The following is an 11163-nucleotide window of genomic DNA, read 5'->3' as shown; positions in this document are numbered from 1 at the left end:
GTTGAAGTTGAAGTTGAAGTTGAAGTTGAAGTTGAAGTTGAAGTTGCAGTTGCAGTTACTACCAACAACCAACACCCCCCCTCACTCCCCAAACGCCGCCGCAGCCCTCTGCAACCGATCCCGCACCCCATCCCACTCATGCCCGGCCGGCAAGGCCTCAAACACCAGCCGCGCAAACCCCTCCCCATCCAGCCGACGCAACAGGCTATAAAGCGCCCGCGCATAACCCTCGGCATCGGCAGGCGCCTGCACCCACACACACCGCGGATCGGCGGCCGCCTGAACACCAACCCACGCCACTCGCGCGTCGGCGGGCAAATCGACCAGCTGCGCAGGCAGATCCGCGGCAGAACACAAAGCCAACGGCGTATGCGGCGCATAGTGCGCCTTCAGCGTGCCTGACGCGCGCGGCGCAGCAGCGTCCGGCGGCAACGGCGTGACGCCCAGCACCTGCGCCATCATGGCCGGCGTGATCGCGCCCGGGCGCAGCAGCACCGGGCCAATGCCCTGCTCCAGCCGCGACAGGTCCACGATGGTCGATTCGATGCCCACCTCGACGCCGTCGCCTTCCAGCACGAAGACCGCGTCGCCAAACTCATCGCGCACGTGCTGCGCCGTGGTCGGGCTGACCTGCCCAAACTTGTTCGCGGACGGCGCGGCGATGCCGCCGCGGCCACGCTTGAAGCGGCCCAGCAGCGCCTGCGCAACCGGATGCGACGGGCAACGCAGGCCAATGCTGTCCTGGCCGCCGGCAACCGCCGCCGGGATATGCGCGGCGCGCTTGAGGATCAGCGTGAGCGGGCCGGGCCAGAAGGCGTCGATCAGGTCTTGCGCGGCCGGCGGCACATCGTCCACCCAGTAGCTGATGTCGCCGCCATCCACCACGTGCACGATGATCGGGTGATTGGACGGGCGCCCCTTGGCCGCGTAGATACGCGCGATGGCCTCGGGGTTTTCCGCGTCGGCGCCCAGGCCATAGACCGTCTCGGTCGGGAAGGCGACCAGCTCGCCGGCCTCCAGTAGTTGGACCGCTTGGTCAAGTTCGGCGGACGTGGGCATGCGCGACATCGGGGATCTCTGGGGTGGCGTTACTGCGAAGCTTCGAAGCTAGGGAACTACGGAGCTGCGAAAGCAGGAAAACGGAAAAGCCCGGCGCATGCGCCGGGCAAGCCATCAAGGCGCGATGTGCAGCGCCGTCAGGGCCGCATCGAAGGCGCGCTCGGCGTCGGCCGCCGCGCCGCCCACGCAATTCACGTGGCCCATCTTGCGCGAGGGGCGCGCATCGCTCTTGCCGTACAAGTGCAGCTTGGCGCCGGGCTGGGCCACGACTTCGTCCCAGGCCGGCGTGCGCTCCAGGCCGAACTCGAACCACACATCGCCCAGCAGGTTGAGCATCTTGCCGGCCGAATGCTGGCGCGTGCTGCCCAGCGGCAGGCGCGCCATGGCGCGCACCTGCTGCTCGAACTGGCTGGTCTCGCAGGCGTCCATGGTGATGTGGCCGGAGTTGTGCGGGCGCGGTGCCATTTCGTTGGCGACCAGCGAGCCATCCGTCAGCACGAAGAACTCGATGCACAGCACGCCCACATAGCCCATCTCGGTGGTGATGGTGGCGGCCGCGGCGCGCGCTCGCGCGGCGATCTCGTCGGAGACGCTGGTGGACGGCATCACGGTGGAGAACAGGATGCCGTCGCGGTGCACGTTTTCGGCGAGCGGCCAGGTGGCCGTGGTGCCGTCGGCAGCGCGCGCGGCCAGTACCGAGACCTCGTAGGCCAGCGGCAGCATCTTTTCCAGCACACACGGCACGTGCTGCATGGCGCGCCACGCTGCGCGCACGTCTTCGCGGGTCCTGACGCGGGCCTGGCCCTTGCCGTCATAACCCATGCGCGCGGTCTTGAGGATGCCGGGCAGCAGGTCCTCGGGCACCTGGTCGACGTCGGCGTCGTGCTGGATCACCCAGTGCGGCGCGGTGGGCACGCCGGTGCGCTCGGCGCAGGAAGCGAAGAACTTCTTCTCGCCGATGCGGTTCTGCGCGATCGACACGCAATAGCCGCGCGGCGCGACGAAGGCGCCGAGTTGCTCCAGCCGGTCGAGCGAGAGCGAGGGCACGTTCTCGAACTCGGTGGTCACCGCCGGGCACAGCTTGGCCATCTCGGCCAGCGCGGCTTCATCCGTATAGGCCGCGCAGATGTGCTTCTCGGCGATGGTGCCGGCCGGGCTGTCCTGGTCCGGATCGAGCACGCAAACCTTGTAGCCCATCGACTGCGCGGCATGGGTGAACATGCGGCCGAGCTGGCCGCCGCCCAGCATGCCTAGCCAGGCGCCGGGCAGCACCGGCGCGCTGGGATTGTCGATGCCGAACTCGGCACGCGACTCCGGCGTGTGGGCTTCGACCAGGTGGGGATGGATATCGGTTGGCATTGCGCGTCTTTCCGGATTCGGGGGCTTGGGGCTAGTCGGTGTGCGTGCGAATGTGCGTATTACACCGGCAGCGTCATGGCGCGGGCAGCTTCGGTCTGCTTGGCGCGGAACGCTTCGAGCGCGGCGGCCAGCGCGTCGTCGGTGGTGGCGAGCGTGGCGATGGCGTGCAGCGCGGCATTGGCGGCGCCCGCTTCGCCGATGGCGAAGGTGGCAACCGGCACGCCTTTGGGCATCTGCACGATCGACAGCAGCGAGTCCTCGCCACGCAGGTAGCGCGACGGCACCGGCACGCCGAACACCGGCACGATGGTCTTGGCGGCGATCATGCCGGGCAGGTGCGCGGCACCACCGGCACCGGCGATGATGGCGCGCAGGCCGCGCTCGCGCGCGGTGGCGGCGTACTCGAACATGTCGTCGGCCATGCGGTGGGCGGAGACCACGCGTGCCTCGAAGGCCACGCCGAAATCCTTCAGCATGGCGACCGCGTTCTGCATCACGTCCCAGTCGGAACTGCTGCCCATCACAACGCCGACCAGCGGCTTGGCTGTATTGCTCACGTCAAATCCTTAAAAATCCATCTGGCGCATATTGATTGCGCCAACTTTCGCGTTGCCTTCTTTCGCTCCCCTCTCCCGCTTGCGGGAGAGGGGTTGGGGGAGAGGGCGGGCGCTCGATGCGCTTGCGGGCCGCAAAAAACCATTGGCTTTGCTTCAAGTGGCTCCTAGCTAAGCCACCCCTCTCCCCAACCCTCTCCCCCTGAGGGGAGAGGGAGTAAACACCATTAGGCATTTCAGGCGGCTTTGGCGCACCGGCCGGCTTCGGCCAGCACCTGCGCCGCCCGACATTACTGCAGTTCCTCGCCGGTCAGGCGCGTCAGCGCCTCGCGGTACTTGGCGGCGGTCTTCTCGATCACGTCGGCGGGCAGTGCCGGCGCCGGGGCGGTCTTGGGCCAGGGCTTGCCGTCGATGCGCACCGCTTCCAGCCAGTCGCGCACGAACTGCTTGTCGAAGGACGGCGGGTTGGTGCCGACTTCGTACGAATCCGCGGGCCAGAAGCGCGAGGAATCGGCGGTCAGCACTTCGTCCATCAGCGTCAGCGTGCCGTTCTCGTCCAGGCCGAACTCGAACTTGGTGTCGGCGATGATGATGCCGCGGGTGGCGGCGTAGTCGGCTGCTTCCTTGTACAGGCGGATCGAGATGTCGCGCATCTGGCGGGCCAGGTCGGCGCCGATGCGCGCTTCCGTTTCCGCGAAGGAGATGTTCTCGTCGTGCTCGCCCATCTCGGCCTTGGCGGCCGGGGTGAAGATCGGCTCGGGCAGCTTCTGCGCGTTCTGCAGGCCGGCGGGCAACGCGATGCCGCACACGCTGCCGGTGGCCTGGTAGTCCTTCCAGCCGCTGCCGGCCAGGTAGCCGCGCACCACGGCTTCCACCAGGATCGGCTTGAGGCGCTTGACCACCACGGCGCGGCCTTGCACCTGCTCGACTTCGGCCGGGCTCACCACGGTCTCGGCGGCAATGCCGGTTTCGTGGTTCGGCACGATGTGAGCCAGCTTCTTGAACCAGAAGTTGGCCATCTGGTTGAGCACGCGGCCCTTGGCCGGGATCGGCTCGCCCAGGATGACGTCGAAGGCGGACAGGCGGTCGGTGGTGACGATCAGCAGCTTGTCGTCGCCGACGGCGTAGTTGTCGCGGACCTTGCCGTGGCCGAGCAGCGGCAGCGAAGTGATGGAGGACTGGTAGAGAGCGTTCGACATGGTGTTTCGGTGGTTCGGTGGTTCCGACGGGAGGCACTAACAGAATGATTCTGGCGCCGGGCCAGAACAACTGCTTCGCTTCATTTTGTTAGCGCTTTTCAGCGCCCCGGCACCGGGGCCTGAAAAGCGCCGTCCCCGCGCCTCCCCGGTTGACGGGACCGGGGCGGGGACGGCACGGGGTCCTGCTTACTGCACGACCTGGGCGAGTTCGCCCGACTTGTACTTCTGCGCGATGGCGTCGAGCGAGACCGGCTTGATCTTGGCGGCCTGGCCTTCGCAGCCGAAGGCGACGTAGCGTGCCTTGCAAACCAGCTTGGCGGCTTCGCGGGCCGGCTTGAGGTATTCGCGCGGGTCGAACTTGCTCGGGTTCTCGGCAAAGAAGCGGCGGATCGCGCCGGTCATGGCAAGGCGGATATCGGTGTCGATATTGATCTTGCGCACGCCGTACTTGATGGCTTCCTGGATTTCCTCGACCGGCACGCCGTAGGTTTCCTTCATGTCGCCGCCGAACTGGCGGATTTCCGCGAGCAGTTCCTGCGGGACCGACGACGAGCCGTGCATCACCAGGTGGGTGTTGGGGATGCGAGCGTGGATTTCCTTGATGCGGTTGATCGCCAGGATATCGCCAGTGGGCTTGCGGGTGAACTTGTAAGCACCGTGCGAGGTGCCGATGGCGATCGCCAGGGCGTCCAGCTGGGTGGCCTTGACGAAGTCGGCGGCCTGCTCCGGGTCGGTCAGCAGCATGGAATGGTCCAGCTTGCCTTCGGCGCCGATGCCGTCTTCCTCGCCGGCTTCGCCGGTCTCGAGCGAGCCCAGGCAGCCAAGCTCGCCTTCCACGGTCACGCCGATGGCGTGTGAGAGCTGCACCACCTTGCGGGTCACTTCGATGTTGTACTCGTAGTCGGACGGGGTCTTGCCGTCTTCGCGCAGCGAGCCGTCCATCATCACCGAGGAGAAGCCCAGGTCGATCGCGGCCTGGCAGATCGCCGGCGACTGGCCGTGATCCTGGTGCATCACCACCGGGATATGCGGATAGGCTTGCACCGCGGCTTCGATCAGGTGGCGCAGGAAGTGCTCGCCGGCGTACTTGCGTGCGCCTGCGGAGGCTTGCATGATCACCGGCGCATTGACTTCGTCGGCGGCCTGCATGATGGCCTGAACCTGTTCCAGGTTGTTCACGTTGAAGGCGGGCAGCGCGTAGCCGTTTTCGGCGGCGTGGTCGAGCAGCTGGCGCATCGATACGAGTGGCATGTCAAACTCCTAAAGAAAGAATGGGGTGTCTCGTTTAATAATCTGTCGATCTGTCGATCTGGTCGTTCTTTGCTGTTCGCGCAAGACACCGTCTCAACGCGATTTATCCCGGGTGATCCTGTGCGCTCGGGCGCCGGCTGTCTGTCCGGCGCGGCACATATCAGGCGCCTACCCGGACAATCTTCAGCGTATTCGTGCCACCCGGCTGGCCCATGGGCTCGCCAATGGTCAGCACGATAAAGTCGCCGCGCTGCACCACGCCGCGCGACAGCAGCAGTTCCTCGGCCTGCTCCAGCGCGGTGTCGCGGTCGGCGCTGGCTTCCAGCGGCAGCGGCACCACGTTGCGGTAGAGCTGCATCTTGCGCTGCGAGGCCAGGTTGGGCGTCATCGCGTAGATCGGCACATGGATGCGATGCCGGCTCATCCACAGCGCGGTGGCGCCGGAATCGGTCAGCGCGGCAATCGCCTTTACCTGCAAATGATAGGCGGTGAACAGTGCGCCCATGGCGATCGACTGGTCGATGCGGCCAAAGGTCTGGTTGAGGAAATCGGTGTCGAGCTGGACCACCTCGGACTTCTCGGCCTCGACGCAGACCGCGGCCATGGCTTCCACGGTTTCCACCGGATAGCGGCCGGCGGCGGTCTCGGCCGACAGCATCACGGCATCGGTGCCGTCCAGCACGGCGTTGGCCACGTCCGACACCTCGGCGCGCGTGGGCACCGGGTTGACGATCATGCTCTCCATCATCTGGGTAGCGGTGATGGTCAGCTTGTTGGCCTCGCGCGCCAGCCGGATCATGCGCTTTTGCAGCGCGGGCACGGCTGCGTTGCCCACTTCCACGGCCAGGTCGCCACGGGCCACCATGATGCCGTCGGAGGCCTGCAGGATCTCTTCCAGCACGCCCGGGCGGATCGCCTCGGCGCGCTCGATCTTGGCGATCATGCGGGCCTTGTGCTGGTGCGGCTGGCCAGCCACCGCAGCGAGCTGGCGGGCCATTTCCATGTCGGTGGCGTTCTTGGGAAAACTCACCGCGACATAGTCCGCGCCCAGCGCCATGGCGGTCTTGATGTCTTCCATGTCCTTGGCGGTCAGCGCCGGCGCCGACAGGCCGCCGCCCTGGCGGTTGATGCCCTTGTTGTTGGACAGCTCGCCGCCGATCCGGACCGTGGTGAAGATCTCGTGGCCCAGCACGCGGTCCACCACCAGCACGATCAGGCCATCGTTGAGCAGCAGCAGGTCGCCAGGGCCCACGTCGCGCGGCAGGTCCTCGTAATCGAGGCCGGCGCGTTCCTGGTTGCCCAGGGTGCAGGTGGCGTCGAGGATGAAGGGCTCACCCACGTTCAGCATGATCTTGCCGTGCTCGAACTTGCCGACGCGGATCTTCGGCCCTTGCAGGTCGGCCATGATGGCGACTTCCCGGCCGCAGGCCTTGGCGGCCTCGCGCACCAGGCGGGCACGCTCGATATGGTCCGCGGCTACGCCGTGGGAGAAATTCAGGCGCACCACATCGACCCCTGCCGCGATCATGCGCGTGAGCATTTCCAGCGTGCTGGAAGCAGGGCCGATGGTAGCGACGATCTTGGTGGAACGGGTCATGAACTGATTTTCCTTATCGAGGGCCAGCGCAGGTAAGACAGCGGCACACCGCAAGCAAACACGGCAGCCCGGCCATGCGCAACGGCATGGCTGGGCTGCCGCGGAACAACTCGGCTATATCGATCAGCCCGCGGCGCGCTGCTCCAGCACCTCGAACGCGGGCAGCTTCTTGCCTTCCAGGAATTCCAGGAAGGCGCCGCCGCCGGTGGAGATGTAGCCCACCTGGTCAGCGATGCCGTACTTGGCGATGGCCGCCAGCGTGTCGCCGCCGCCGGCGATCGAGAACGCCTTGGACTCGGCGATGGCTTGGGCCAGCACCTTGGTGCCATTGCTGAACTGGTCGAACTCGAACACGCCGACCGGGCCGTTCCACACGATGGTGCCGGCCAGCTTGAGCTGGTCCGCCAGCATCTGAGCGGTCTTGGGGCCGATATCGAGGATCATGTCGTCGTCGGCCACGTCCTTCGCATCCTTGACGGTGGCAACGGCGGTGGCGCTGAACTCCTTGGCGCACACCACGTCCACGGGGATGGGCACCGAGGCGCCGCGCGCGGCCATGAGATCGATGATGGCGCGCGCATCGGCCACCAGGTCAGCCTCGGCCAGCGACTTGCCGATCTTCAGGCCGGCAGCCAGCATGAAGGTATTGGCGATGCCGCCGCCGACGATCAGGTTGTCGACCTTGTCGGCCAGCGTCTTGAGGATGGTCAGCTTGGTGGACACCTTGGAGCCGGCGACGATTGCCACCAGCGGACGCGCCGGCTGGCCCAGGGCCTTGCCCAGCGCATCGATCTCGGCGGCCAGCAGCGGGCCGGCGCAGGCGATGGGAGCGTACTTGGCGATGCCGTGGGTGGTGGCCTCCGCACGGTGCGCGGTGCCGAAGGCATCGTTGACGTAGACGTCGCACAGCTTGGCCATTTTCTGCGCCAGTTCGTCGCTGTTCTTCTTTTCGCCCTTGTTGACGCGGCAGTTTTCCAGCAGCACCACTTCGCCCGGCTTGACCGCGCTCACTTCGCCGTTGCCGTCGACCCAGTTCTGCACCAGCTTGACCGGCTTGCCGAGCAGTTCAGCCAGGCGCTTGGCCACGGGCGCCAGCGAATCCTCGGGCTTGAACTCGCCTTCGGTCGGGCGGCCGAGGTGCGACGTCACCATCACGGCGGCGCCTGCCTGCAGGCAGGCCTCGATGGCGGGCACCGAGGCGCGGATGCGGGTATCTTCGGTGATTTGGCCGGCGTCATCCTGCGGCACGTTCAGGTCGGCGCGGATAAAAACCCGCTTGCCGGCAATTTTGCCTTGGGAGATGAGATCGGAAAGACGCAGGACAGAGGTCATGGCGGTGGCTGGAGAGCGAAAATCGGGGAAAATCGGCATTTTACCTGATCGCAAGGGCCATTTTGCGGGATTGCGGCCCGGATGCATCCGCCAGCGGGTGCCCCGTTCGCCACATGCGATGCGCAACGTGCCGCATCCTTGCAACGTACCCCCTGAATGGGGGGTGCGACAATTGCATTGCGTCTCGTACGCTGCTGCCAAAGCGCGCAATGTATGCACAAGTCGGTACAAGATAAGCACGCAAGAACATAGCCAGAGGCCCGCCTCAGACGGGACCCAAGGCACTGGTGCCGGACACGCTTACGGTAAGCGGCGTCGGCGCCACGCGGCTAACGCCGTTGTCGCGAAGGCAGGGGTAATCATGAACGAAGACATGCACGGGGCAATCCGTGGCCTGTACGAAGGGATTCTTGACGCGCAGGCCTGGCAGCAAAGCCTGCACACCTTGAGCAACATCGTAGGCAGCGCGCACGCATCGATGATCGTGCGCGACACCGATCGCGACCTGATGACGGTCAACGAGATCGTGCGCCCGGTGCAGGAGCTGTTCAGCGCCTACGAGAAGGAGTTCCACGCGCTGGATCCGGGCAAGCTGTTTGCCCACAACCTCTCCCCCGGGGAGTGGTACATCGACGCGCGCGATTTCGGCGAAGGCGCGATGCAGCGCAGCCCCTTCTACCGGGAGTTCTTCCACCGCTTCGACCTATGCTCCTACGCGGCCTGCCTGGTCGAGCGAAAGCCCCACTACGAGGTGTATTTCGCGCTGCAGCGCTCGTTCTCCCAAGGCAATTTCACGCCGGCGGATGTCAGCGCGCTGGACTGGGCGCTGCCTCACATGCGCAGCGCCATGGCCATGCGCGACCGCACCATCGGCCTGTCGACGCTGGCGCAACTTTCGGGGCAGATCCTGGAGCGCCTGTCGTTCGGCGTGATCGCCTTCTCGCCCGAGCGGCGCGTGCTGCTGAGCAATGGCATCGGCGAGCGCTGGGTGCGGCGGCTGGCCCCCGCCGGCAAGACGGGCGAGTGGCAGTTGTCGCGCCCGCTGGCCGATATGGTAACGGCCGCCTGCGCGCCGCGCAGCACGGTACCGGCGCAGGCGGCAATCGCCCGCCATGGCAACGGCGCCAGCGCGCAGCTGATCGTGCTGCCGCTGCCGCCCTCCCACATCTTTGCGCTGCCCTGGCAGCAACCCGCCGCGCTGGTGGTGATCCATGAAGACGCGCAGGCACCGGCGGAATTGCCGCAACTGCTGCGCGAAGTCTATGGACTGACGCCCGCCGAGACCCGCCTGGCAAGCCTGCTGGCCACCGGCATGGGCCTGCCCGAAGCCAGCGAGCGCCTGAACGTGCGCCACGAAACCGCGCGCAGCCAGCTCAAGGCGGTATTCCTCAAGACCGGCGCCAGCACGCAGGCCCGCCTGACGCGGCTGCTGACCCAGCTGGGCACGGCGCTCGGCCCTGGGCCGCAAGGGCCGAGCGACGCCAGCGACGCGGCCTAGCGGATCGCGCCTTCTCGCGCCTTCGGGGCCCGGCGTTCGCCCTGCTCCGGCTCAGCCGAGCAGCCGCATGGCGGTATAGACCGCCATGCCCGCCACAATCATGCCCACCATGCGCCGCGTCACCAGGTAGAACACCAGCGCCACCGCGCCGGCCACCAGCTTGTAGTTGCTAGGGGCCAGCGTGAAATGCCCCTGCCAGGTCATCAGGTCGGGCAGGATGATGGCCGCCAGCGCCGCCGCCGGCGCGTAGCGCAGCGCGCGCTGGATGCGGTCCGGCACCGTCACGCGCTCGCCCGCCATCAGGAACAGCGCACGCGTGACGATGGTCACCAGCGCCATGCCGACCAGCGCGATCCAGATCTCGATATGGCTCATGCCCGGTCCTCTGCCGCCGGAGCCGCTGACTGGGCCGCTGACTGGGCCGCTGACTGGGCCGCTGACCGGGCAGCCGCCTGCGCGGGCGCATGCTCGGCCTTGCGGCGGCGGATGCCCCGCAAGGTTGCGCGGGCGGCCAGTTCGTCGCTGGCCATGCCTGCCGCGATCGCCCCCACCACCGCCGCCACCAGGCCGAGCCGGTAAGGCAGGTCGAAGCACAGCAGCGCCAGCGCGGACGCCACAGCCACCGCCAGCAGCGTCGAGCGCGAGCGGATGGTCGTGACCATCACGGGAATCAGCGCCAGCGTGCCAGCCAGCCCCAGGCCCCAGCTGTCCGGGAACGCGCTGGCCAGCACGATGCCGATGATCGACGAGACCTGCCACATGGCGAAATTGGTCAGCGCCATGCCCCAGAAGTACCCTTCCTTGCCCGGCTCATGGCCTGGGGTGGCATAGCGCTGCATGAAGTAGACGAAATGCAGGTCGCCGTTGAACGACCCCAGCAGCGTGCGGCGCCACAGCGGCAGATAGCTGAAATGCGGCTGCAGCCCGGCACTGAAGATCACGAAGCGCAGGTTGACGATGGCGGCGGTCAGCCACACCGTCCACAACGGCAGGCCTGCTGCGAACAGCGGCAGCACGGACAACTGAGCCGAGCCGGCGTAGACCAGCAAGGACATGCCGATCGCCTCGGGCACGTTCATCACCGACTTGCTCATGGCCACGCCCGTCACCAGTCCCCAGGAGAACACGGCAGGCAGGGACGGCGCGAAATAACGCGCCCCCTCGATAAAGCCAGCCCGCTCGGCCGGGGCAAAACGATGCCAGGGACGCAGCAGGGCCTGGGGCGGTCGGAAGGTCATAGCTGAAGGCTGGGGGATGGCAGCCGCCCGGGGGCGGGCTAGCCCTTGGGCTTAGGGGGAATTGGGCATTATAGGG

The 11163-nt window shown here is 66.8% G+C and carries 10 protein-coding genes; 1 reads left to right on the top strand and 9 read right to left on the bottom strand.

The window, feature by feature from the left end; translation table 11 throughout:
- Nucleotides 1–81 precede the first annotated feature (81 nt).
- The 7 genes from A9975_RS14930 to A9975_RS14900 all read right to left on the bottom strand — a co-directional run bounded on the left by A9975_RS14930 (nt 82) and on the right by A9975_RS14900 (nt 8351).
- Nucleotides 82–1068, bottom strand: a complete 987-nt coding sequence (locus A9975_RS14930; RefSeq protein WP_183033472.1) for an L-threonylcarbamoyladenylate synthase — start codon at nt 1066–1068, stop codon at nt 82–84.
- 105 nt (nt 1069–1173) lie between these two features.
- The gene (locus A9975_RS14925) at nt 1174–2418 is read right to left on the bottom strand and encodes a 5-(carboxyamino)imidazole ribonucleotide synthase (protein WP_150992697.1); all 1245 of its coding nucleotides are present in this window, start codon (nt 2416–2418) and stop codon (nt 1174–1176) included.
- A 59-nt stretch (nt 2419–2477) separates the two neighbouring features.
- The gene (purE, locus tag A9975_RS14920) at nt 2478–2975 is read right to left on the bottom strand and encodes a 5-(carboxyamino)imidazole ribonucleotide mutase (RefSeq protein ID WP_006158083.1); all 498 of its coding nucleotides are present in this window, start codon (nt 2973–2975) and stop codon (nt 2478–2480) included.
- A 287-nt stretch (nt 2976–3262) separates the two neighbouring features.
- Nucleotides 3263–4171 carry a phosphoribosylaminoimidazolesuccinocarboxamide synthase gene (locus tag A9975_RS14915; RefSeq protein ID WP_183033471.1) on the bottom strand — a complete coding sequence of 303 codons (909 nt, stop codon included), beginning with the start codon at nt 4169–4171 and terminating at the stop codon, nt 3263–3265.
- 186 nt (nt 4172–4357) lie between these two features.
- The gene (gene fba, locus A9975_RS14910) at nt 4358–5422 is read right to left on the bottom strand and encodes a class II fructose-bisphosphate aldolase (protein WP_174425967.1); all 1065 of its coding nucleotides are present in this window, start codon (nt 5420–5422) and stop codon (nt 4358–4360) included.
- Nucleotides 5423–5582: 160 nt separating this feature from the next.
- Nucleotides 5583–7019 (bottom strand): pyruvate kinase, encoded by a 1437-nt coding sequence (gene pyk, locus A9975_RS14905; RefSeq protein ID WP_183033470.1) that lies wholly within the window; start codon nt 7017–7019, stop codon nt 5583–5585.
- Nucleotides 7020–7142: 123 nt separating this feature from the next.
- A complete protein-coding gene (locus tag A9975_RS14900; protein WP_183033469.1) occupies nt 7143–8351 on the bottom strand; it encodes a phosphoglycerate kinase in 1209 nt (402 codons plus the stop codon).
- Between the two features lie 361 nt (nt 8352–8712).
- Between A9975_RS14900 and A9975_RS14895 the strand changes: the two genes are divergently transcribed.
- Nucleotides 8713–9849: a helix-turn-helix transcriptional regulator gene (locus A9975_RS14895; protein WP_183033468.1), complete on the top strand. Its 1137-nt coding sequence runs from the start codon at nt 8713–8715 to the stop codon at nt 9847–9849.
- A gap of 51 nt (nt 9850–9900) precedes the next feature.
- Here the strand turns inward: A9975_RS14895 and A9975_RS14890 are convergent, their stop codons facing one another.
- Both A9975_RS14890 and A9975_RS14885 read right to left on the bottom strand, forming a co-directional pair.
- Entirely contained in the window at nt 9901–10224 is a 324-nt protein-coding gene (locus A9975_RS14890) for an AzlD domain-containing protein (RefSeq protein WP_183033467.1), read from the bottom strand.
- A complete protein-coding gene (locus A9975_RS14885; RefSeq protein ID WP_255503238.1) occupies nt 10221–11087 on the bottom strand; it encodes an AzlC family ABC transporter permease in 867 nt (288 codons plus the stop codon). Before A9975_RS14885 ends, A9975_RS14890 begins: the two co-directional genes overlap by 4 nt.
- Nucleotides 11088–11163: the final 76 nt, after the last annotated feature.

It is taken from the genome of Cupriavidus sp. UME77 (assembly GCF_014170355.1).
Lineage (GTDB): Bacteria > Pseudomonadota > Gammaproteobacteria > Burkholderiales > Burkholderiaceae > Cupriavidus > Cupriavidus basilensis.
This window is presented reverse-complemented; position numbering and strand designations above follow the sequence as displayed.

Bases quoted from the DNA above. Each gene is read 5' to 3' on its own strand.
- A9975_RS14895 (WP_183033468.1), top strand. From the start codon at position 8,713: ATGAACGAAGACATGCACGGGGCAATCCGTGGCCTGTACGAAGGGATT.
- pyk (WP_183033470.1), bottom strand. From the start codon at position 7,019: ATGACCCGTTCCACCAAGATCGTCGCTACCATCGGCCCTGCTTCCAGC.
- A9975_RS14885 (WP_255503238.1), bottom strand. From the start codon at position 11,087: ATGACCTTCCGACCGCCCCAGGCCCTGCTGCGTCCCTGGCATCGTTTT.
- A9975_RS14915 (WP_183033471.1), bottom strand. From the start codon at position 4,171: ATGTCGAACGCTCTCTACCAGTCCTCCATCACTTCGCTGCCGCTGCTC.
- A9975_RS14900 (WP_183033469.1), bottom strand. From the start codon at position 8,351: ATGACCTCTGTCCTGCGTCTTTCCGATCTCATCTCCCAAGGCAAAATT.
- fba (WP_174425967.1), bottom strand. From the start codon at position 5,422: ATGCCACTCGTATCGATGCGCCAGCTGCTCGACCACGCCGCCGAAAAC.
- A9975_RS14890 (WP_183033467.1), bottom strand. From the start codon at position 10,224: ATGAGCCATATCGAGATCTGGATCGCGCTGGTCGGCATGGCGCTGGTG.
- A9975_RS14930 (WP_183033472.1), bottom strand. From the start codon at position 1,068: ATGTCGCGCATGCCCACGTCCGCCGAACTTGACCAAGCGGTCCAACTA.
- A9975_RS14925 (WP_150992697.1), bottom strand. From the start codon at position 2,418: ATGCCAACCGATATCCATCCCCACCTGGTCGAAGCCCACACGCCGGAG.